This is a genomic window from Polynucleobacter sp. es-GGE-1, assembly GCF_018882005.1.
GTDB lineage: Bacteria > Pseudomonadota > Gammaproteobacteria > Burkholderiales > Burkholderiaceae > Polynucleobacter.
Window position 1 is genome coordinate 140,341 of the sequence record NZ_JACVPE010000007.1, and the last position, 22,700, is coordinate 163,040.

22 protein-coding genes are annotated in these 22,700 nt (G+C 45.4%); 12 read left to right on the top strand and 10 right to left on the bottom strand.

The window, feature by feature from the left end; all coding sequences use genetic code 11:
• Positions 1 to 118 precede the first annotated feature (118 nt).
• The 10 genes from ICN35_RS07085 (at position 119) to ICN35_RS07130 (ending at position 11,383) form a co-directional block, all read left to right on the top strand.
• Positions 119 to 3,103, top strand: coding sequence for a molybdopterin cofactor-binding domain-containing protein (locus tag ICN35_RS07085; protein WP_216860831.1), 2,985 nt, complete (start codon positions 119 to 121; stop codon positions 3,101 to 3,103).
• Entirely contained in the window at positions 3,100 to 3,939 is an 840-nt protein-coding gene (locus ICN35_RS07090; RefSeq protein ID WP_216125732.1) for a xanthine dehydrogenase family protein subunit M, read from the top strand. Before ICN35_RS07085 ends, ICN35_RS07090 begins: the two co-directional genes overlap by 4 nt.
• The gene (locus ICN35_RS07095) at positions 3,936 to 4,406 is read left to right on the top strand and encodes a (2Fe-2S)-binding protein (protein WP_216125735.1); all 471 of its coding nucleotides are present in this window, start codon (positions 3,936 to 3,938) and stop codon (positions 4,404 to 4,406) included. Before ICN35_RS07090 ends, ICN35_RS07095 begins: the two co-directional genes overlap by 4 nt.
• A 16-nt stretch (positions 4,407 to 4,422) precedes the next feature.
• A complete protein-coding gene (locus ICN35_RS07100) occupies positions 4,423 to 5,958 on the top strand; it encodes an AMP-binding protein (RefSeq protein WP_216125739.1) in 1,536 nt (511 codons plus the stop codon).
• A 21-nt stretch (positions 5,959 to 5,979) separates the two neighbouring features.
• Positions 5,980 to 6,789, top strand: a complete 810-nt coding sequence (locus ICN35_RS07105; protein WP_216125742.1) for an enoyl-CoA hydratase/isomerase family protein — start codon at positions 5,980 to 5,982, stop codon at positions 6,787 to 6,789.
• A 19-nt stretch (positions 6,790 to 6,808) separates the two neighbouring features.
• Entirely contained in the window at positions 6,809 to 7,993 is a 1,185-nt protein-coding gene (locus ICN35_RS07110; protein ID WP_255535746.1) for an ABC transporter substrate-binding protein, read from the top strand.
• Positions 7,994 to 8,076: 83 nt separating this feature from the next.
• Positions 8,077 to 8,961: a branched-chain amino acid ABC transporter permease gene (locus ICN35_RS07115; RefSeq protein ID WP_215320870.1), complete on the top strand. Its 885-nt coding sequence runs from the start codon at positions 8,077 to 8,079 to the stop codon at positions 8,959 to 8,961.
• Positions 8,954 to 9,928, top strand: coding sequence for a branched-chain amino acid ABC transporter permease (locus ICN35_RS07120; protein ID WP_216125745.1), 975 nt, complete (start codon positions 8,954 to 8,956; stop codon positions 9,926 to 9,928). Before ICN35_RS07115 ends, ICN35_RS07120 begins: the two co-directional genes overlap by 8 nt.
• Positions 9,921 to 10,676: an ABC transporter ATP-binding protein gene (locus ICN35_RS07125; protein WP_216125748.1), complete on the top strand. Its 756-nt coding sequence runs from the start codon at positions 9,921 to 9,923 to the stop codon at positions 10,674 to 10,676. Before ICN35_RS07120 ends, ICN35_RS07125 begins: the two co-directional genes overlap by 8 nt.
• Entirely contained in the window at positions 10,673 to 11,383 is a 711-nt protein-coding gene (locus ICN35_RS07130) for an ABC transporter ATP-binding protein (protein WP_216125763.1), read from the top strand. Before ICN35_RS07125 ends, ICN35_RS07130 begins: the two co-directional genes overlap by 4 nt.
• Positions 11,384 to 11,421: 38 nt before the next feature.
• On the opposite strand, the gene ICN35_RS07135 is transcribed toward ICN35_RS07130, so the two are convergent.
• Positions 11,422 to 11,976, bottom strand: coding sequence for a phasin family protein (locus ICN35_RS07135; protein ID WP_216125766.1), 555 nt, complete (start codon positions 11,974 to 11,976; stop codon positions 11,422 to 11,424).
• A 208-nt stretch (positions 11,977 to 12,184) separates the two neighbouring features.
• Here ICN35_RS07135 and ICN35_RS07140 point away from each other — a divergent pair, with 208 nt between their 5' ends.
• Positions 12,185 to 13,072, top strand: a complete 888-nt coding sequence (locus ICN35_RS07140; protein ID WP_216125768.1) for a DMT family transporter — start codon at positions 12,185 to 12,187, stop codon at positions 13,070 to 13,072.
• An 84-nt stretch (positions 13,073 to 13,156) separates the two neighbouring features.
• A complete protein-coding gene (locus ICN35_RS07145) occupies positions 13,157 to 14,203 on the top strand; it encodes a serine hydrolase (RefSeq protein WP_255535747.1) in 1,047 nt (348 codons plus the stop codon).
• 10 nt (positions 14,204 to 14,213) lie between these two features.
• Here the strand turns inward: ICN35_RS07145 and ICN35_RS07150 are convergent, their stop codons facing one another.
• The 9 genes from ICN35_RS07150 to ICN35_RS07190 all read right to left on the bottom strand — a co-directional run bounded on the left by ICN35_RS07150 (position 14,214) and on the right by ICN35_RS07190 (position 22,697).
• On the bottom strand, positions 14,214 to 15,038 hold the full coding sequence (locus ICN35_RS07150) for an IclR family transcriptional regulator (RefSeq protein WP_215294857.1): 825 nt from the start codon (positions 15,036 to 15,038) through the stop codon (positions 14,214 to 14,216).
• Positions 15,039 to 15,148: 110 nt separating this feature from the next.
• Complete coding sequence (locus tag ICN35_RS07155) at positions 15,149 to 16,183, bottom strand: quinone-dependent dihydroorotate dehydrogenase (RefSeq protein WP_216125771.1); 1,035 nt, start codon at positions 16,181 to 16,183, stop codon at positions 15,149 to 15,151.
• A gap of 9 nt (positions 16,184 to 16,192) precedes the next feature.
• The gene (locus ICN35_RS07160) at positions 16,193 to 16,939 is read right to left on the bottom strand and encodes an arginyltransferase (protein WP_216125780.1); all 747 of its coding nucleotides are present in this window, start codon (positions 16,937 to 16,939) and stop codon (positions 16,193 to 16,195) included.
• Positions 16,936 to 17,673 (bottom strand): leucyl/phenylalanyl-tRNA--protein transferase, encoded by a 738-nt coding sequence (gene aat, locus ICN35_RS07165; protein ID WP_216125796.1) that lies wholly within the window; start codon positions 17,671 to 17,673, stop codon positions 16,936 to 16,938. The genes ICN35_RS07160 and aat overlap by 4 nt, the downstream gene beginning before the upstream one ends.
• Positions 17,674 to 17,682: 9 nt before the next feature.
• A complete protein-coding gene (locus ICN35_RS07170; RefSeq protein ID WP_215294852.1) occupies positions 17,683 to 18,237 on the bottom strand; it encodes an NUDIX hydrolase in 555 nt (184 codons plus the stop codon).
• A gap of 9 nt (positions 18,238 to 18,246) precedes the next feature.
• Positions 18,247 to 20,070, bottom strand: a complete 1,824-nt coding sequence (locus tag ICN35_RS07175) for a bifunctional chorismate-binding protein/class IV aminotransferase (protein ID WP_216125798.1) — start codon at positions 20,068 to 20,070, stop codon at positions 18,247 to 18,249.
• A gap of 14 nt (positions 20,071 to 20,084) precedes the next feature.
• Positions 20,085 to 20,660, bottom strand: coding sequence for a peptidylprolyl isomerase (locus ICN35_RS07180; RefSeq protein ID WP_216125800.1), 576 nt, complete (start codon positions 20,658 to 20,660; stop codon positions 20,085 to 20,087).
• A gap of 72 nt (positions 20,661 to 20,732) precedes the next feature.
• Positions 20,733 to 21,362, bottom strand: a complete 630-nt coding sequence (locus tag ICN35_RS07185; protein ID WP_216125802.1) for a 2-hydroxychromene-2-carboxylate isomerase — start codon at positions 21,360 to 21,362, stop codon at positions 20,733 to 20,735.
• 21 nt (positions 21,363 to 21,383) lie between these two features.
• Positions 21,384 to 22,697: a replication-associated recombination protein A gene (locus tag ICN35_RS07190; protein ID WP_216125804.1), complete on the bottom strand. Its 1,314-nt coding sequence runs from the start codon at positions 22,695 to 22,697 to the stop codon at positions 21,384 to 21,386.
• Positions 22,698 to 22,700 lie beyond the last annotated feature (3 nt).

A 22,700-nucleotide genomic window follows, 5' to 3' on the forward strand; every position in this document is an offset into this window, starting at 1 on the left:
TGATGCACATAATCAGACTCTAAGGTAAGTCGCTGGACTCTCAGATAAGCGTTCTAGGTAAGGCCTTATTAAGCTTCTTTCAGCTTTTGTTGCTTCATATTTTGCTGAAAAGAAACCCTTGGAACAAACAACACATCATTTAGGAAAAGCCAGCCAGCGTGTAGAGGATTCTGCACTGCTAACGGGCGGTGGCCGCTTTCTGGATGACCTTCCTTTGCCAGTCGGCACCCTATATGCCGCTGTAGTTCGATCTCCCATCGCTCATGGAAAGATTTTATCTATCGATGTATCGCCAGCATTGAAGATTAAAGGGGTGCGGGGTGTTCTAACGATTGAGGATGTGCAGGCTTGGTCAAACCCATTAGGGGTTGCCGTCAAATCACCAATGCGTCCCTGGGTTTTGGCAAGTGAGTTTGTGCGATATGTAGGTGAGCCAATTGCAATAGTGATTGCAGAATCTAGAGCTCTTGCAGAAGATGGTGTAGAAAGTATTGTCCTTAACGTACGACCATTGCCAGCAGTCGTTGATGTAGATGAGGCGCTAAAAAGTGATGCTGTCATTCTGCACCAAGATATTGCTAATAATTGTGTATCTGACCGTTCGTTTTCTTATGGCGATCCCGATGGTGCATTTCAAGCGGCAGCAAAGGTTGTAGAGGTTGATATTCGTTACCCTCGCAACTCTTGCACTCCACTAGAGACTGGTGGTGTGGTGGCTCAGTGGCGTCCAGCAGATGGAAGTTATGAGGTAACTTCAAATTTTATGGGACCCTTTTCACTCCACGTAGTGATGGCAGCCGCTCTGAAGGTGCCGGGAACAAAATTACGCCATCATGTCCCGCCTGACTCCGGTGGAAGCTTTGGGGTTAAGCAATCAGTTCTTCCGTACGTCATTCTTTGCTGCTTAGCATCCCGCAAGGTATGTGCGCCAGTGAAATTTATTGAAGATCGACTAGAGCACTTACAAGCTGCAACCTCTGCAACTTCGAGACATACTCATTTGCGTGCTGCTGTAGATGCAAATGGAAAAATTCTAGCCTTAGACTATGACCAGATTGAAGACTGTGGCGCCTATTTACGTGCACCCGAACCAGCAACTCTTTATCGTATGCATGGTTGCGTCACTGGTCCATATCAGATTAGCAATTTGAAAATTCGTAATCGCGTCGTTCTGATCAATAAGACACCGACTGGCTTAGTTCGAGGTTTTGGTGGTCCACAAGTATATTTTGCGCTTGAGCGCTTGATACATAAGATTGCAAAGCAGTTGGGAAAAACCCATCAAGAAATCGCTTCATTAAATTATGTGCAAAAAGATCAATTTCCATATCGAGCAGCAGCTGGTGCGCTATTGGATTCCGGAGATTATCAAAAAGCTCTCGACACTCTTCAAGCTTCGCCAGAATTCAAAAGGCTTCTAAGTCGCAGGGAACAGGCTCGCAAAGAAGGGCGTATGTATGGTATTGGCATTGCGTCTATCGTAGAGCCATCGGTATCCAATATGGGGTACATCACTACAGTGTTAACGCCTGAGCAAAGAGCAAAAGCAGGCCCAAAAAATGGCGCAATCACTTCAGCAACTGTAAGTGTTGATCCATCTGGTAATATCTCTGCAAATATCGCCTCAGCCCCAGCCGGGCAGGGGCATCAAACGGTGATAGGTCAATTATTGGCTGATGTATTTGGAGCCTCTCCATCCCAAATCCAAGTCAATGTTGATTTTGATACTGCAAAAGATGCCTGGTCTATTGCAGCTGGTAATTATTCGAGTCGGTTTGCTGGGGCAGTTGCGGGAACCGTTTTTTTGGCGGCAGAAAAACTGAAAGTACGGATTGCGGCTTACGCTGCACACGTTCTCAAGGTCAAGCCTAATCAATTGATATTTGCCAATGGCCATATCTCAGTCATTGGTCGAGAAAATGATGCAATTCCATTTGCCAGAATCTGTGGAAACTTTCATTGGTCCCCGGGTCTGGTCCAAGAGGCGCTTGGTAAGGATGTGCTTTTAGCGCTTCAAGAAACCCAATTTTGGAGTGCTGATGTATTGCAGGCGCCAGATGAAAACGATCGAATTAATACTTCTGCTGCCTATGGCTTTGCTTTAGACGCCTGCGGTATAGAGATTAATCCAGTGAGTTGCTCACCTAAGATTGATGGATATATTTCAGTCCATGATGCTGGGAAAATTCTTAATCCCGCGTTGGCGGATGGGCAGGTGTATGGAGCTTTTGCTCAGGCTGTTGGGGCCGCACTTTTAGAAGAGTTTGTTTATAGCAGTGATGGTAATTTCTTATCAGGTACATTTGCTGACTATCGTTTACCAACTGCCAGTGACGTTGTTGCTCCAAAAATTTACCACCAAGAATCGCCAAGTCCGTTTACGCCATTGGGCTCTAAAGGCATCGGCGAGGGAAACAGTATGAGCACCCCAGTTTGTATAGCTAATGCTATCTCAGACGCCTTGAATATTGAAGATATCGTATTGCCTGCAACTCCTAGCCGAATTCATGCGCTACTAGTATCTAAGGGCGATCTTCCAAAAGACAATGTAGCGCATACAACATCTTCACTCGAGTCGAACTCGGATTACCCACTTAAAGCTCAAGGTGAGGTGAAGCTAAATGTTGCCCCAGAAGAAATTTTTAATGTCTTGTTAAATCGTGCTCGTTTACAAAAGGTAATACCTGGTTGCGAATCTATTACTGAATCTGCTATTCCAGACGGAATTCGTTTTGATTGCATTGCAGTAGTCCGCATTGGGGTAGCAAAAGCAAAATTTAATGCAGTTGTTAATTTAACGAATATCAAAAGACCTGCTAGCTTTTCGCTTGGTGGGGAGGGTCGGGGTCCACTAGGAATGGCTCTTGGTATCGGCGAAGTTGTGCTAAGAAGCGAAGCTGGTATGACGGTATTGAAATATGACTATCAAGCTCAAGTTTCAGGTAAGTTGGCCGCCATCGGCAGTCGTTTGCTTGAGGGAGCAATTCGCTTGGTATTAGATCAGCTATTTCGAGCGCTTGCAAAAGAAGCAGGCGCCAAACCGAAGGGGCTTCTGACATACATACAAAATTTCTTTAGAAGTTTATTTGGAGCTCGTAAATGAAGCCGGCTCCATTTCAAATGCACTTTGCACAATCGCAAGATGAAGTTCTCAAGCTTCTAGATCTGCACGGAGAGGACGCCCGGATTCTGGCTGGTGGACAAACCTTGGTGCCAGTATTGGCAATGCGAGTTGCCAATCCAAAACACCTAATTGACATCAATCAAATTGAAGAGTTTAAGCGTTATCACGTCATTAACGAAGCTCTTCATGTGGGTGCTGGCGTGAGACAGTCGGAGCTAGAAGATTGGCGTGATCTTTCAGCGGTTCAACCCTTATTGAAAATGATGTTTCCATGGATTGCACACACTCCGATCCGTAATCGTGGGACTATTTGTGGATCGATAGCTCATGCCGATCCTAGCGCTGAATTGGTATTGGCTCTAGCCACCCTGGGTGGTTCGGTGCAGCTAGCAAGTAAGCAAAGAAAGCGAACCGTAAAAGCAAATGATTTTTTCTTGGGCGCTCTTCAGACGAATCGCCATTCTGATGAATTGATTACATCAGTTCAGTTTCCAATCAAGACCAATAGGGTTGGCTATGGATTCTCTGAGTTTGGCTATCGTCATGGGGACTTTGCCGTTGTAGCCGTAGCCTCGATCAAAGAGGGAATTCATTGGACTGTCGGATTTGGTGGCATAGATGACACGGTTAAGGTTCATCGTTTTTCTGCTGATTCATTAGATGATGCATGCCAGGCAATCGATCAACTTGCTTCGACTCTTGAGGTTAGGGAGGATCCAACTGCAACGTCGGGTTTGCGCCGGCATCTCATGAGGACTTTAGGTAGAAGTTCATGTCAACAAGCTTTTGAATTTAGAAATGATGTGATGATATGAAAGATCATTTAATCAAATTAACCTTAAATGGAATGACTCGTGAGGCTAGCTGTGACTCACGGACGACATTATTGGATTTCATTCGCCATGACCTTGGGGCCACAGGGACACATTCGGGATGTGAGCATGGAGTCTGCGGCGCATGTACTGTGGAGCTTAATGGTCAAATTGTGCGCTCTTGTCTCATGTTTGCATGCCAAGCAGAGGGTGCAACTATTAAAACAGTTGAAGGCATTGCTAATAACGAGAGCATGTCTGATTTGCAAATTGCTTTTAGAAAGCATCATGCATTGCAGTGTGGCTTTTGTACCCCAGGATTTTTGATGTCTGCAGAAGATTTATTAAGGAAGAATCCGCACCCCACGGAGCAGGAGGTACGCGAAGGTTTGTCTGGTAATTTATGTCGTTGTACTGGATACGTAGGAATTGTTGAGGCAGTTTTAGAAGTTGCTTCGTTCAGGGCGTAAGCAAACGGGGGTCAGCATGCTTGATCTAGGCAGAACATTTTTGCAGGCAGTTGAGCGCGAGCCATCAAGGCTAGCAATTGTTGATGGTCAAAAGCGATATTCCTACCAGGAGTGGTCACGTCATATTGGTGCTATCCAACAGTTTTTTTATGAGCAAGGCTTAAGTCGAGGCGATCGAATTCTGACAATTTTGCAAAATCGCTATGAGGCAGCAACCATTCATTGGGCTTGTCAGATGGCGGGAATTGCTATAGTTCCCTTGAACTGGAGATCGAAGTCTGAGGAGATTGATTATTGCGCTCAAAATGCTGACGTGAAGTTAGCATTTGTAGAAGAGATATCGCTTCAAAATTATCTAGATTCTGAGACTAGTAAATCAGTCTCAGTAATCTTATGTGCTGATCAATCGTCTTCATCTCAACATATTTATTTTGACCAAATTGTTCAAAATAAAACAGATCCTATTGCAAATGGACATATAGAAGATATTTCGGTCATGCTGTTTACATCCGGTACTACTGGCAAGCCTAAAGGGGTACCAAGAAAGCAGCGCGCAGAAAGAGCAGCAGGAATAGCCCATGTGGCACAAAACCAATACGCGATGGGCGAAGTAACGCTTGGTGTAATGCCGCTCTATCACACGATGGGAGTGCGCACCTTACTATCATTATGTATTGTGAATGGAACCTATGTTGCTGTACCTCGTTGGGAGGTAGAAAAGGCGTTGGATTTTATTGAGTCTGAAGGGGTAACACATCTATACCTCGTTCCCACGCTCTACCATGACATGCTCCAGTCTTCAAAGTTTAACTCCCATCGAGTAAGGTCAGTCAGAAAGCTAGGATTTGCAGGGGCACCGATGCATGATGCGCTTCTATTGAAATTAAATGAAGCTTTTAACCCGCAACTATTTGTAAATCACTATGGGTCTAGTGAGATCTATACCTACACCATCAATCAGGATGCTGTAAAGAAACCAGGGTGTGCTGGTAAAGCCGGTTTAAATGCCCGTATTAGGGTTGCCAAATTAGATCAAGGCAATCAACAAACGAAACCAACAGAGTTAGCAGCAAATGGCGAAGAGGGGCAAATCATTTGCGACCTTTCTGGCGATGAGGCATTTGAAGGGTACTGGAAGCGTCCAGATGCTGATCAAAAGACGATTCGCGATGGCTGGTATTTTACTGGCGATACGGGTTACTACGATGATGCTGGTGATTTATTTGTTACTGGACGGGTGGATGACATGATTATTTCAGGGGGAGAAAATATTTCTCCAGTTGAGATTGAATCTATATTGTCGCTGCATCCATCGGTTGGAGAGGTGGCAGTTGCCGGCCTAAAAGACGAGCGTCTCGGTCAAAAAGTAGTGGCGTTTATTAGAGCCTCTGGTTCGGTAGATTCAAATGCATTGGATCAATATTGCCGTGGCTCGGATTTAATCAACTTCAAACGTCCACGTGAATATGTTTTTGTAAAAGAGATTCCCAAGTCACCAGTAGGGAAAGTATTGCGGCGCATGTTAGTAGCAGGTGAATATGAAAGAGCGTAATTTTTTAACTAGAAAGACTGTATGGCAACTATTCTGAAACATCCTTTTAGTAATATTCTAGATAATCTAGATGGTTTCTATATCGAGATTGATGAAACTCATCAAAGGGCCGATATAGTCCTTAAAAGACCACCATTTAATGTCATTCAAATGCCTCAGCGCGATCAATTGCGAGCTGCATTTGAAGCGCTTGACGCTGATGATCGCGTTCGCATCATTGTGTTACGAGCAGAAGGGGAGCATTTTTCAAGCGGTGGCGACATTAAGGGCTTTTTAGAGGCTACACCTGAGCATGTTTCTAAATTGGCTTGGAATATTGCAGCTCCAGCTAGATGTACAAAGCCAGTGATTGCTGCTAATCATGGCTATTGTTTTGGTGTCGGCTTTGAAATATCACTTGCATGCGATTTTCGGATAGCTGCCGAATCCACTTTATATGCATTACCAGAGCAAAAATTAGGCCAGATTCCCGGTTCAGGCGGCTCAGCTCGTTTACAGAAAATGGTCGGCATTACAAGAACCAAAGACATAGTGATGCGATCTAGGCGCATTAAGGGTCAGCAGGCGTATGAATGGGGAGTGGCTACGGAGTGCGTACCAAATGCAGAGCTTGCAAACGCGGTTGCCAAGTTAGTCGAGGAATTACGGGCATTTTCACCAATGGCACAGAGAACTGCAAAGAAAATGCTCAACGAAACTGAAGATTGTTTGTTAACTACTGCGATTGAGGTAGAGGGTCATTGTTATAGCCGTTTACGCAATTCAGAAGATTTTAAAGAAGGGGTTGAGGCTTTTCATGGAAAGCGCCAACCTAATTTTGTTGGGCGTTAATTTTTTACAGGAGACGTAAATGATGAAAAAGCAATTTAAAACAAAGCAAATCGCTATTGCAGTCGCATTGAGCTTAGGTGCTTCATTAGCTTTAGCGCAATCCGGTCCAATTAAAATCGGTGTAGTCACGCCTCTCTCGGGAACATACACCCCAATTGGTGAGCAAGTAAAAATGGGTTTAGATTTAGCAGCTAAGGAAATTAATGCTGGAGGCGGCATAAATGGACGCAAGATTGATCTAATTTATGAAGACGAGGAAGCGAATCCAGCAGTTGCGACCCAAAAGGCGGAGAAACTTTTTCAGGTAGAAAAGGTTGAGTTTTTAACGGGAACGGTTAATTCGGGATCAACTTTGGCAGTTGGACAGTTAGCCGAGCGAAATAATAAGCTGATAGCTACTACTGTTTCATTTGCTGATTCTATTACTGGTGATAAGTGCTCACCAAATGTATTTCGTGTGAATGCTCGTGCAGGTATGCAATCTGCTGCTTTGGCTGCATGGGTCGATAAAGAGATTCCAAAAGCCAATATTTTCTTCATTGGCCCTGACTATGAAATGGGACGTAGCACGGTTTCTGCCTTTAAAAAGGCTTCTACTGAAAAAGGTGCTAAAGATGTTGGCGAAGTGTTTGCTCCATTGGATAATAAGGACTACTCACCTTATTTTGGCCAACTAAGATCTGCAAAGCCCAATGTGATTTATACCTCAGTAGCTGGCAATGACACTGTTCGCTTATTTACTCAGATGGATGAGTATGGAGTTAACAAGGGCGTGACGATTGTGGGCGCATCAGGTACTGTGACCTCACAAAATATGGGCGCCATTGGTAAGTCTGCAAATGGATTTGTAACCGGCGTTGGTTATTCCCCTAAATTAGATAATCCAGCAAATAAAAAGTTTGTAGCAGATTTCCAAAAGGCCTATAACAAGCTCCCGGATCTTTATGGTGCAGATTCCTATGGCCTCTTATATTTCTATAAGACTGCTGTAGAGAAGGCCAAGTCTACTGAGACCGATAAAGTGCGGGCGGCAATGAACGATCTCAGTTGGCAGACCCCTCAAGGTACAAAAAAGATGCGTGCGGGCGATCATCAGGCTATGCAGGATATGTTTGCAGTACGCGTAGAAAATGGTGAGTTCAATATCGTTGGACGTGTTCCCTCTGATCAGGCTATTGGCCCTGATGTTTGTACACGTTTTTAATGAATCAACGAATAACCCTGCACCCTTAAAAGGGGTGCAGGGTTGTAATGAATTCTGATTTTAATTTAAGGAATGCTTTTCTCATGTTAGAAAGCTTGCAATATATTTATGCGCCTCAGATAGTCAATGGACTGTCAATTGGTGTCGCTGTGATCTTGATGGCTTTGGGTTTGACGATTATTTTCGGCTTACTCGATGTCATTAATATGTCCCATGGTGAGTTTTATGCAGCTGGCGCATTTATCAGCGTAAGTCTGATGGCAATCGGTGTTTCATTTTGGCTATGTTTAGTAATCGTCCCGATACTCTTGGTGCCTATTGGTTTTGCCATGGAAAGACTGCTGATTCAAAAAGTATTTCATTACAAAGATCGCCACATTCTGACCCTACTGCTGACGTTTGGCGTCGCTATGGTTCTAGAGGATGGATACAAGATCATTTGGGGGGCAAACCCGATCAAGCCTAGTGCGCCAATATCAGGTGCAAGCGAATTATTAGGGGTGATGTTTCCAAACTATCGTCTATTTTTGATGGCATTTGGGGCGGTGCTTATTTTCTCCGTTTGGATGCTCATCTATAAAACTCAGATAGGTGCAATCGTGAGGGCAGCCGCCTATGACAAGGATATGAGCTCATCATTAGGTATACCTGTTATGCGAGTTTATGCACTGACATTTGCATTCGGAGTTGCTCTAGCAGGCTTGGCAGGTGTATTGCTTGCCCCAATTTACTCGGTATTTCCGACAATGGGCCGAGATTTCATCTTGTTGGCATTCAGTGTTGTGATTGTTGGTGGGCTTGGTAGTATTAAAGGTGCTGTGATTGCCGGTCTTTTGCTGACCCAATTGCAATCGCTTTCTTCCCTGTTTATATCACCTGTTTGGTCTGACCCATTGGTATTTACGGTGATGGTTTTGGTTTTAATGTTTAAGCCAAGTGGTTTATACGGAGGCATGAAAAATGCTTAATCCGCAAGCAAGGGCAATTCGTTGCATTGAGTGGCTTTTACTAACCTCATCCCTCATTTTGTTTGTAGTTGGCACCCTGTTAGGCGATACTTTTTTTCTCAGATTGGCAACAGAAGCATTAATTTTTGGTGGATTAGCAATGTCTGTGGACCTCTTGCTTGGAATCGTTGGATTGTTATCGCTTGGTCAAGCTCTCTATTTTGGTTTTGGCGCTTATTTATCTGCATTGGTTCTGAAAGAAATTTCTCCATCTTTCTCATTGGCAATTTGCGTTGTGATTTTGTGCTCTACTTTACTTGGGTGGATTGCTAGTTTCATTGCATTAAGGTCAAAGGGAGTCTACTTCGCCTTAATTACTTTTGGACTAGCTCAGGTAGCAGCCAAAGTGGTCTACAACACTCGAAGCCTTGGGGCCTCAGACGGCATGATGGGAGTGCCCATTTTAAGTATTTGGACTCCATTTGGATCTCTGGATGCCGCTGATCCAGGAACATTTTTTGTGATTACCTTTCTGACCATTGGCGCCCTCTATGTGATCTTGAAGTATTTCTTAACGACGCCAATGGGATCTCTTTGGCACGCTATTCGTTCGAACGAGGATCGTTTGGCATACGTCGGTTATGAATCGAAAGGTCCAAAACAAGTTGCCTTTGTGTTGGCTACGGTGGTTGCTGCAGTCTCGGGTGCACTTTATCCAATGCTGAGGGGCTTCGTTTCTCCTGAATTGATGTTCTTTAGTGTTTCCGGAAATGCTGTAGTGACGGTTGTTCTAGGGGGTGTCGGTACTTTAATTGGCCCAATCATGGGCAGTGTTCTGCTCACTTCATTTAAGTCCGTTATAGGTACTTGGACTGCACATCATCACATCGTGATCGGATTCATCTTTGTTGTCATTGTGATTGCGGCACCCAAGGGGCTAGCCGGTCTATTCACAAAATATTTTGGCAAAAGGGCGTCTGATGAATAAGTCTGAAGCTATTCTTAAAGCCAACAATTTAAGTAAACGATTTGGAGGTCTTGCTGCTGTTGATAACATCAGTTTTCAAGTGGTGCCTTTTGGGGTTACTTCAATCATTGGCCCAAATGGTGCTGGTAAGAGCACCTTATTTAATCTGCTCAGTGGTACTTTTAGGCCAGATTCTGGCTCAGTACTTCTGAATGATCAAAACGTGACTCGCATGAATTCAGTAGAGAGATTATTTTCAGGCATGGCCAGATCTTTTCAGATCACCAATCTCTTTTTTGATCTCACAGTTATAGATAATCTACGCCTTGCTAGCCAAACATTGCATCCGCGATCCTATTTATATTTACCTTTGAGTAAATGCGAGCTTGCATTGGCAAGGGCCGATGAGTTGTTAGTAGAGTTTGGTTTGCTAGATTCCCGTAATCAATTAGCGGGAGCTCTCTCGCATGGTCAACAAAGACGATTAGAAATTGCGGTAACGCTCGCTACTAGACCGAAACTGTTGCTATTAGATGAGCCTACTCAAGGGATGTCTCAAGGGGATACCCAAGAAACAGCTGAGCTTATCAAGCAATTGGGATCAAAAATTACCGTCCTCTTAATTGAACATGATGTTGATTTGGTGATGGATTTATCGAAGACGGTAATTGTGATGGCACAGGGGAAAAAATTAGCAGAAGGGAGCCCTCAGGAGGTTCGCTCTAATCTGCTTGTACAAGCCGCATACTTTGGTGAGGAGACAGCATGATTCTAAAAATCCATGATGTTAATGTCAGTCTTGGGTTGTCGCATGTCTTACAAGGAGTCAATCTTTCTATTCAACCCGGAGAGACTGTGGGCCTATTCGGAAGAAATGGCGTCGGTAAGACTACGATAGTGAAGACCATCGCTGGGTGGTATAAGCCTTCATTGGGCGAGATCTACTTCGAAAATCAATCTATCAACAGTCTTCCACCCAACGAAATTACTCGACTTGGGATTGGCTTGGTTCCTGAGGATCGTAGGATATTTCCTGGTTTAAGTGTGGAGGGTAATCTGCAGCTTGGACTCATGCAAGTTCCACCATCTGAACGACAGAAAGCTGAAGAGCGACTTGAATTAGTTTTAAAAAGATTTCCGCGATTAGGGGAGAGGCGATCTCAACCTGGGAATACTTTATCTGGTGGTGAGCAACAAATGCTAGCAATGGGAAGGGTACTAGTGGGTAAACCCAAATTATTACTGATTGATGAACCAACAGAGGGGCTGGCACCCATGATTGTTACTGAAATCTTTAGATTGATGGAGGAACTCAAAGCCCAAGGAGTTGCCATTCTGTTGATTGAGCAAAATATCCATAAGGCTATTCACTTGTGCAATAGACACTATGTTGTCGAGCGAGGAAAAGTAGTTTTGGAAGGTAATTCCCAGAAACCTGAAGATCGAGCAGAGTTGATGAAGCGTGTTAGTGTCTGATAAATTAAGAGGACGTATTACAAGAGTACAAACAGTAATTATTTTTTCTTCGATGTCTTACCAGCAGAACTTACAGTTTTTGTTACGGTATCGGCAGCAGTATTGAGATTCGCTTGTGCAACATCAACAGCATGCTTTACCGCTTTATGACTAGTTTCAAAAACCTGATTTGCAGAAGCAATGGCTTGTTTGATTGTTTGAACGGCAGTATCAGAACCTGCGGGTATATTTTTAGCCCACTCTTCAACTAAGGCATCCATTCTCTTTTGGCCAGCAGAAAATTCTTTTTCCGCGGACTTGGTAAAGTTATCTTGAGTTTCATGAGCTAACTTATATAAATGGTGACTATAAGAAATAATTTTTTCTGCGATCGGCTGAACGGTTTCAGCTTGATGGGCAAGCAGTTGCTGAATATCTTTTACTTCTAATGCTTTCTTGGCATTGTTCACGCTATCACTCAAGCTTTGTTTAGCAATGGCTAAATTGAGCTCAACTAATTTCTCGATACTTTGGAGGGCTTGATTTGTGAGGCCAGTCAAGGTTTCTAAATTGGCTTTTTGTGCCGCTGCGATTTGTTCTGGCGTTAAGTTCATCTTTGCCTCTTTCTTTGGGTGCACTCTTACTACTATGATCTTGCTGACCTGAAGGGTCAATAGCTGATTTTTGCGCAATTACATGGCTTAAATAGTGAAAAGAATCATAACCCAAGGTTTTAGCCTCCTTGAGAACCGCTGATGGCTTTTAGAAAAAGCCTAAAATCGTGGATTAGACAAAAATCTCAATATTTTCAGTAAGTTATCCATGAAGCTCGGTTTAGACAACGTCATTGCACCCATTTTTGTATTAATTTGGAGTACGGGGTTTGTGATTGCACGTTTGGCTATGCCTTATGTAGAGCCTGCCACCTTCCTATTTTGGCGCTTTGTGGGTGTGATTGCCGCAATGGCTGCTTTGAGCCTTGTGTGGCGCATCTCTTGGCCTAGCTGGTCGCAAATCAAGCATATCGCTATCGCAGGAATACTTTTACAGTTCGGCTATCTATTAGGTGTCTGGTTTGCAGTCCGCCTTGGAATGACTGCAGGTTTGGCGGCAATCATCGTTGGTCTGCAACCGATTTTGACCGCCTGGTTTGCTGCCTGGATTTCGGAGACGGTGACGCCACGCCAATGGATTGGTCTCTGCTTTGGTTTTGCAGGCGTTGCCTTGGTCGTGGCTGAAAAGATTGGCTTTGCCCATATCCCTTTGGCAAGCTATCTGCTAGCGTTTACAGCATTACTCTCGATCACCTTTGGAACTCTTTATCAGAAAAAATACTGCCCAGTATTTGATCTTCGCGCTGGGTCTTCTATTCAGTTTGGTGTTTCAGCCGTGCTGTGTTTCTTTTGCATGTATTTCTTTGAAACAGGCGTCATGGTTTGGAATGCCTCTGTAGTGGGCGCTTTGTTATGGGCTATCTTTCCTGTGTCGATTGGCTCCATTAGCTTGTTATTCATGATGATCCGTAAAGGGGCGGCAACCAAAGTCACGAGTTTGCTCTATCTAACCCCCCCGACAACTGCATTGATGGCGTGGTTCTTGTTTGATGAGCCATTCACACTCCTGATGGCTCTGGGCCTCTGTTTGACAATGACTGGCGTAGTACTGGTGAATCAGCGTCAGGCGAACACGGTAGCGACTATTGCAGAGTAGGGGCTCAAGAGGGGTAGATTGGGGGGTTAACCAAGATGGGGCACAGAAATCCGACTCCCTTTTGGAAATTAATTATCATTCCGTATGTTGAAAGTTTTGGAAGGTATTTTTGGGATGCATTTAAATCGTTTTTGGCTCTTTGTCTTAGCCTTGATTTTCGGCTATGGGGCACTCGGTGTTGCGCCAGCTATTGCCGCCAGTAAAGATAAAGAAAAGCAAACTCAAGCCCAAACCAAAACTACTAAAGTAGTGGTGAAGTCTCCTAAGAGGCCTAAGACTGTTCGCGTTACTGTGACGCGTTCTACTGCACCAGCAGTTGCTGGACCCCCATCACTGGCTACCGCACTAGGTTTGCGTGGTCAGCATGATGATCTCAGTCTGAAGTCCAGCGTAGCTATGGTAGTCAATCAAGATACCAAAGAGGTTTACTTCGAAAAGAATCCTACCGTGAGCTTGCCAATTGCATCCATCACGAAGTTGATGACCGCCATGGTGGTGCTCGATTCTAAGTTGCCTCTTGATGAAACCCTGGTGATTAATGCAGATGATGTGCATATCTATCGCACTTCACGTCTAGCTGTAGGCACCGTTTTGACACGTCAAGAAGCCTTGTTGTTAGCGTTGATGTCCTCTGAAAACCGCGCTGCCTATACCTTGGGTAGAAATTACCCAGGCGGTATCACAGCCTTTGTGGATGCCATGAATCGAAAGTCTAGAGAGCTGGGCATGGAGCATTCTTATTTTGCCGATCCCACAGGCTTACTTAGTGAGAACGTGGCGACTGCTGAAGATTTAACTCGCATGCTCAATGCAGCATATCAATATAAGTTAATTCGTGAATATTCCACTTGGCCAGATTTAACCATGGTGATCGCAAAGCGCCCCCAAAAGTTCTTGAATACCAATCGACTAGTGCGTTCTGGCGACATGGATATTGGTTTGCAAAAAACAGGTTTCATTAATGCCGCTGGAAAATGTTTAGTGATGCAAGCGCGAGTGAACAACACCCCGCTATTATTGGTGTTCCTCGATTCTGTAGGAACACAATCCCGTTTTGCTGATGCAGTGCGTGTGCGTGACTGGTATGAGCGCATGCCTTCTGGCACGCAACCCATTCGTCGCTTAATGTAAGTTGGGCCGACTAGGCGGAGGAGCCTGGTTCGGCAGACTTAGGCTTAAAGCCCATGCCCTTGGAGATTTGCAGAGCAGTATCTTGTAATGATCTGAGCCAATCTGCTTGAATGCGATCGGTTGGGGCGCTGAGTGATAAACCGGCAACCAATTTACCAGTGTCATCCAGAATGGCGGCAGCAAGACAGCTCACGCCAAGCTCTAATTCTTCATCATCCCTTGCGCTGCCCACTCTGCGAACGTGATTGAGTTCTGACTCGAGTTTAGCTAAATCCGTAATGCTGTTGCGAGTGTGACCTGAGAGACCCGTGCGAGTAACGTAGGCCCGTACTTGATTGGCGTCATCACTGGCTAGGAATAGTTTGCCAACAGAGGTGAGATGGAGAGGGGCGCGTCCACCAATGGCACGAACCACCTGCATGCCTGAACGCTCGCTGTAGGCGCGATCAATATAAACAATCTCATCGCCTTGGCGAACTGAGAGATTGACTGTTTCGCCGGTGAGTTTGTGTAGGGTGCGCATCGGTACTTGAGCAGCTTCACGAACCGATAATCTTGCTTTCACTAGATTCCCCAGCTCCAAGAGCTTTAAGCCAAGGCGATAGGTGCCACCATCGCCACGCTCAACCAATCGGCAGGCAACCATGTCATTTAAGATGCGGTGGGCTGTGGAGGGGTGTAAGCCCGTTTCCGCAGCCAAGTTTTTAAGGCTGCTAGATTCTTCATGAACCGCTAGGGCATCGAGCAAATTCATCATGCGCTCCACCACCTGGATCGCTGTTTTAGCAACTTCCCCGGTATTTTTAGAGGTTTTGACAGTTTTACTTGTGCTCATAGGAATGATTGTAGCGATTTCATGCCATATTGCATATTATGAAATGAGATTATATGAAGGATCAAGGCGATAACCCCTATATAGGGTAGCCATCATTCATCTAAGACTGCTTAGTGGTTTCTTAAAGCTTTAGCGCACTCATTGACGAGGTCCGGGCCACGATAAATCAAGCCGCTATAGACCTGAACCAAACTAGCCCCAGCAGCTATCTTTTCCTTAGCATCGGCACCACTCAAAATGCCGCCAACGCCAATGATGGGCACTTGATTGCCCAGTCTTGCCTTGAGTGCTTTGATGACGATGTTGGATGCCATGCGAACTGGTGCACCGGATAAGCCACCCATTTCTTGACTATGCTCCATCCCTTGCACAGCATCGCGAGCAATGGTGGTGTTGGTAGCAATAACGGCATCTACACCAAACTCCATTAAGAGGTCAGCAATGAGATTGATATCGCCATGATCCAGATCAGGTGCGATTTTCAAAAAGAGTGGCTTACGCACACCAAAGCGATCACTCAAGCGCTTGCGAGCCTCATCCAGGCTGCCAAGTAAGGCGCGTAACATTTCTTCGCCTTGCAGGGCACGCAGATTTTGCGTGTTTGGCGAAGAGATATTCACGGTGATGTAGGTAGCAATTTCATAAACGGCATCCATCGCTAATACGTAGTCGCTAGCTGCATCTTCAATCGGTGTAATGGCATTCTTGCCAATGTTCAAACCTAAAACGCCACCGCTTTGCCAAAAGCGTGAGCGACGAACTCTTGCTACGCAAGCCTCAACACCATCATTGTTAAAGCCCATACGATTAATAATGGCCTGAGCTTGCGTCAAGCGAAACATGCGCGGTTTTGGATTTCCTGGCTGAGGGCGGGGAGTCACTGTGCCGATCTCCAGAAAACCAAAACCCAGGGCAGCGAGTGCATCAATATGCTTGCCATCTTTATCTAAGCCTGCAGCAAGTCCCACTGGATTGGGAAAGGTAATACCGCACAATGTACGTGGATCTGCAAGCGGTTGAGTTAGAAACTTTTCTAGCAGACCCCAGCGTTGAGCACGGTCTAAATTCGTCAGCGTGAGATTGTGGGCTTGTTCTGGGTCAAGGCAAAAGAGCCAGGGGCGCAAGAATAAATAGCGATCGATCATGAATAGATATTATGAACCAGTCAGTTCTTGCCAATGATCGTCAATTAAGCCTTCCATGGGTTGGTACTTCGCCTTATAGGACATCTTCTCACTATCGTGAATGTAGTAGCCAAGATAAAGATAAGGTAGGTTGAGTATCCGAGCCTGTTCGATTTGCCACAGAATGCTGTAATTACCAAAGCTAGCAGAGCTATCGGCAGTATCGTAGAAGGTATATACCGAGGAGATGCCTTGTTCCAAGATGTCAATCATGCTCACCATGCGCAGACGTCCGGGGTGTGGATCGTGAGGGCCATCTCTAAATTCAACGATGCGAGAGTTGACTCGACTTTGCAATAAAAATTGCATGTATTGATCTTGATCATCGTTATCCATATCACCACCAGCATGGCGTTCATTTTGATAGCGTTGATAGAGTTGGTAATGCTCCTCTTGATAGCCTAAGTTCAAAACAAACGCTTGTAGCCCTGCATGCTTTTTCCAGGCGCGTCGTTGACTGCGTGTTGGCGTAAATGGATTCACTAAGATACGGGTGGCGATACAGGCTTTGCATTCATCGCAATAAGGGCGATAGGTATGTAAGCCGCTGCGACGAAAGCCTGCATTTAATAGTTCGTTATAGACATCTGCATGAATCAGGTGTGAGGGCGTGGCTACTTGGGAACGCGCAGTTTTATTAGGCAGATAGCTGCATGGATAAGGTGCAGTTGCATAAAACTGGAGGGCGGTGAGGGGAAGTTCTTTGAGCCGGGTCATAGCCAGTGGGTTAGGATGTTTTTATCAAAGGTCCAGGGTTTATCAATATTAGTTTGATTTAAAGATATTTGCAGTTGCTCTAAGAATACATCCCTGGATATTGGCGCAGCCCCCAAAGAGCTTAGGTGGGTGGTTTCTTGTTGGCAGTCAATCATGGCTACTTCATTTTGGAGGCACCAAGCGCTTAAGGCAGCCAATGCTATTTTGGAGGCGTTGGGTTTACGACTAAACATCGACTCGCCAAACACCATGCCACCTAAAGCTACGCAATACAAGCCGCCAACCAACTCGCCTTGTTCGACTAGGGCAATGCTATGGGCATGACCTTGCTCATGAATGGTGGTGTATGCATCCATGATTTCATGGGTGATCCAAGTGCCATCCTGGTCTTTTCGAGAGCTAGTGGCACAAGCCCGAATCACAGCACCAAAATCGGCATCCACCAATAATTGACTATGCGTATCCTGACAAAATAGGCGAATACTTTTTCTTAAAGACTCGCTGCACTTGAAATGGCCAGGCTTTAAAACCATCCGCGGATCAGGTGACCACCATAAGACGGGTTGCTCATCGGAGTACCAAGGAAAAATACCGAGTTGATAAGCTTGCAGTAATTGTTCTGGATAAATACGCTCACTCACTGCAATGAGCCCTGGAACGCTCGGGTCAGGATCTGGCGTTAGTAGCGGGTTTGGAAAGGAGTAGTGTGGTCCTAGCCAAATAATTTGACTCATGTGGCGTAATCAAATTCTCTCTGAAGGCAACACATCACGACTGCGCACATGAAACTCACCATTCAATATGCCAGCAGCGCGATCAGCAAAAAACCACTCTAAGGTTTGTTTCACTGTTGGGAAGGCTAACTCACTCCACGGAATTTCATGTTCATGAAAGAGTGCCACTTCAAGACTTTCTTCGCCAGCAGAAAATTCTGGTGAAGTCATGGTGGCAAGATAAAACAAATGGACTTGTTCGGCATGTGGCACATTGAGTAATGAATACAGTGGGCCCACTTCAACCACAGCGCCAGCCTCTTCAAGCGTTTCCCTGATGGCGCCATGGCTCGTGCTTTCGCCTAATTCCATAAAGCCAGCGGGAAGGGTCCAGAAGCCATGGCGTGGTTCAATCGCACGACGGCATAGCAATACTTGCTTGCCATAAACCGGAATGCTGCCCACGACATTTCTGGGGTTCTGATAATGTATGCTCCCGCAGGCTTCGCATACATGACGCTCACGAGAATCATCCGCCGGAATTTTGACCGTCAGGGTCGCAGCGCAGTTGGAACAATACTTCATGCAGACTTTCTAAAAGTGGGCCTTGAGAATGCCTCGCAGGGCATTGCTAAGCATAATCTCATCAGCCATTGAAACATCTTTAATAGTCAGGTTGGCTTCACGGGCATTAATTTGGGGATCGTCTAGCAGGGCGGCACGCATCACACCGGGCAATAGTCCTGCAGATACTGGAGGAGTGAGCCACTCTGAATGATCTTTGGGTTTAATAAAAATGCTCGTTCTGCCACCTTCAGTAACAAAGCCCTGTTCATTTACAAATAAGGCATCAAAGCCACCGAGTTTGACTGCCGTTTGCCAAGCAGCATCGTAAAGAATGCGATGGCTGATCTTGTGACGTAATAAGGTATCCCCAGAGAACATAGTGCATTCTGAGGATAGGATATCTTGAGCCCAGAAAATTTTGACTGGCACTTCAAGTGCATCAAGCGCAGCAGAAGTAATAGAGAGTGCGCCATTAGCAGCAAGATCGAGTCGTAATCTCAAAAGAGAATGCTGATCAAGAGATGCGCAGGCATTTAAAACAGTTTCTGTTGCATTGCCTCTCTTGAAGGGAATGCCCAAAGCAGAAGCTGAGGCTTGTATACGATCTAAATGTTGTTCTAATCGTTTTGGCTTACCCTGTGCTACAGCAATCGTTTCAAATAATCCCGTAGCGCTTGGAAGATTCATTAAGAAAGCAGACTTGATCCGGCATTCTTGCCATTCTTGTTGAGCTTCAGAATCAATCGTGATGCCCGCGCCCACTCCCAAAGTAAAAGTAGCGGCATGAGATAGATGATCTTCTTCAATCTCTACAGTTCTAATAGGCACACTAAAGGCAAAGTCACCACTTGGATCTAGCCAGCCTAAGGCGCCACAGTAATAACCACGATCTTCGGGCTCAAGCTCTTGAATAATTTCCATGCTGCGTTTTTTAGGTGCGCCTGTGACTGATCCACACGGAAAGATGGCATGCAATATATCGCTCAGCCCGATAGCGGGCTTTACTTGACCTTGCACAGTAGAGGTCATCTGCAATACATCGCCGTGCCTTGCTACTACAAATAAGTTGGGAACTGTCACTGTGTTTGGTAGAGAGAGGCGACTGAGATCATTGCGCAAAAGATCAACAATCATCACATTCTCTGCCTGATTTTTAGGATCATCTGACAAAGCACTAGCAGCTTGCGATAGTGCGCTTGCAGTCCCTTTCATGGGCATCGCTTTGAGTATGTCACCTTTGCGCTCAATAAAGAGCTCAGGTGACTGTGACAAAAGGTAATGTAAGCCTTGTTCAATATAGGCACCAAATCTCCCAGGCTGGCGCTCACGTAAGCGACTGTAGAGCGCTAGCGGTGCCCCATAAGTTTTCCCGCTAATGCGGTAGGTATGATTAATTTGATAGGTATCGCCATCACGGATGTATTCCTGAATCTTGGCAAGATCCGTAGAAAATTGTTTTTCAGTGATGGATTCCTGAGTATCTAAGACTCCAGCCATTCTTGCAGACTCTTGCAGCTGACTTAATTTTTGAGAAATGACTTGATCAATTTGCTCTTTAGACAGTTTTTTGAAATCTTGAAAAGACCAAGCTTCAATCAGGGGGTGAGGGTCACCCGCAGTCTTTCGATGGGGTAATTTGTGGATCAGCCTGCCCATCTCATAAGCAAAGGCAGCAACCACATACTCTCCTTTGCTAAGTGCATGGGATATTTCACTTAAACAATTTTCAATAGCCTTGTGATCATCGGCTTGATTCTCACTAGGTAATACGCACCAGTATTGCGATGCAGCCTCATAAAACCGACTAGTGGGATTAGTCGCCGTGCTTTGCGCATCATCGAGCAAAATCATGGCGACTGATTTGTTTATTTCAGAATGGTGGCAGATTCAATCACGACTGTTTTGGTCGGGACATCAGCCATTCTGCCCATGCGTGGTGCAGGCGCAACCATGGTTGGCACTTTACGAATGGCATCAATGGTTTGTGTTCCAGAAATCACCTTGCCAAAGACGGTATAACCATTACCCATCGCATTCGGGAAGTTGAGGCTTTCATTATCTTTCACATTAATGAAAAACTGTGCAGTAGCAGAATCTGGATCTGAAGTGCGAGCCATGGCAATGGTGTAAGTATTATTTTTCAGACCATTATTTGCCTCTGATACTACTGGCGCATCGGTTGGCTTTTGCACAAGGTCAGGAGTAAAGCCGCCACCTTGAATCATGAAGCTATCAATGACTCGATGAAAAATGGTGCCGTTATAAAAACCACTCTTCACATAATTTAAAAAGTTAGCGGTAGTCTTAGGCGCCTTGGCATCATTCAGTTCCACCACAAAATTTCCTAGCGTAGTTTTAAATTCAACCTTTGGCCCAGCAATTGCCGCTTGACTTGCAAAACAACTGGCGATGAGAATGAGACTGGCAAATAATTGACGCATATTAACTCCTTAATTCGTTCAGATTGATAAAGCTGATTGTATTGTGCAATCAAATGCTACAGCGGGATTGCACTAGGAAAGCAAGCCATTAGGGATGGTTCCAGCATAGGCGTAAGAGGCTTCCTCAAACATGCCGGGTCTTTTCAGGTAGTCAAGTACCCAGTCAATCGTATCAACACCCCAAAAACAATGTTGATTCACAACTAAGGTAGGAACTCCAAAAGCACCATCTGCTTTTGCTTGCAGACCATTACTCATTAATTGCGCTTTGATTTCAGGGCTGTTGGGTTTTTCAGTATCTGCTGGTAAGCCTAGGTAAAGGCAAAATTCCGACCAAGAAAGGTTGGGATCTTTGCCTTCAATCCAAACATAATCAAATGCCCGCTCTACCATCTGCCAATCGGCTTGCTTTTGTAAAAGTAGGCGCTGCGGTGCCACAGTCAGAAAAGGGTGGTGCTCTGGAAAGCGCAAAGGAATGCCGAGTCGCCCTGCTTGCCAGATACAAAACTGATATGTGTGAGGTCGCTTAGCAGCAACTTCTCCTGGACCTATGTTCTCAGTTGCTCTTAGTAGGCCGCCGAGTAAAACGGGTACTGGGGTGATATTGAGCTGATCCTCGAGACGATGCCGTTGTTTGACATACAAATAGGCAAATGGAGAAATAATGTCATAGTAAAAAGTTGCGGGGATCTTGGTGCTCATTTGTTTCTTCGCTCTCGAGAGTTACTTCTTTTGATGCTCAGCATCGAGTTGACGTAAAAAAGCCAGCTTTTCTTTAATTTGACTTTCCAAGCCACGCTCAACCGGTTCATACCAATGGGGTTGTGCCATGCCTTGGGGCAAGTAGGATTCACCGGCAGCATAGCCATGTGGCTCATCATGCGCATAGCGGTACTCTTTACCATGGCCGAGTTCTTTCATCAGCTTGGTGGGTGCGTTGCGTAAATGATTAGGCACGGATTTGGATTGGTCATTAGCAACGTAGGCGCGCGCAGCATTAAATGCTTTATAGCTTGCATTACTTTTAGAGGCTACCGCCAAATACACCACGGCTTGGCCTAGGGCGAGTTCACCCTCTGGCGATCCTAGCCTTTCAAAGGTGAGAGCAGCATCATTGGCCAGTTGCATCGCACGAGGATCAGCCAAGCCAATATCTTCCCAAGCCATGCGAATAATGCGCCGCGCTAAATATCGTGGATCAGCACCACCATCGAGCATGCGGCAAAACCAATATAGCGCAGCATCAGGGTCGGAGCCTCTGACAGATTTATGCAGAGCGGAGATCTGGTCGTAAAACTGATCGCCACCCTTATCAAAGCGACGCGCTTGCATAGTTAAGGCATTTTCAATAAAGACTTGATCAACTAGCTTCACATCAGAATTTGGTGTCAGCACGGCATTACGGACTTGCTCGACTAAGTTGAGTAGGCGACGGGCATCGCCATCGGCGTTATGAATAAGTGCATCAATTGCTGTGGCAGCAAACTCAATATCAGGCATTGCATGTTGATGTGCGCGCTCAAATAGTTTCTTTAGCTCATCAGCACTTAAGGATTGCAGAACATAAACCTGCGCTCTAGAGAGCAGTGCTGAGTTCACTTCAAAGGAGGGGTTCTCGGTAGTGGCGCCAATGAAGGTGAATAAACCAGATTCAATATGAGGCAAAAGCGCATCTTGTTGGCTCTTATTAAAGCGATGAATCTCATCGACGAACAGAATCGTTTGCTTGCCGTATTGCGCCATACTGTGTTGAGCTTGCTCAATTGCTTCACGAATCTCCTTCACGCCAGCCAATACAGCGGAGATGGCAATGAACTCCCGGTCAAATGCTTTTGCAGATAAACGGGCCAGCGTTGTTTTACCAACACCAGGCGGCCCCCATAGAATCATGGAGTGAGGTTTACCAGAGGCAAAGGCTAAGTTAAGTGGTTTGCCCGCAGTTAATAAATGAGTCTGTCCAATGACCTCATCAATCGATTTTGGACGGAGTGCTTCCGCTAAAGGAGGAGGTGGCGTGCTATCAAAAAGACCGCTCATTCC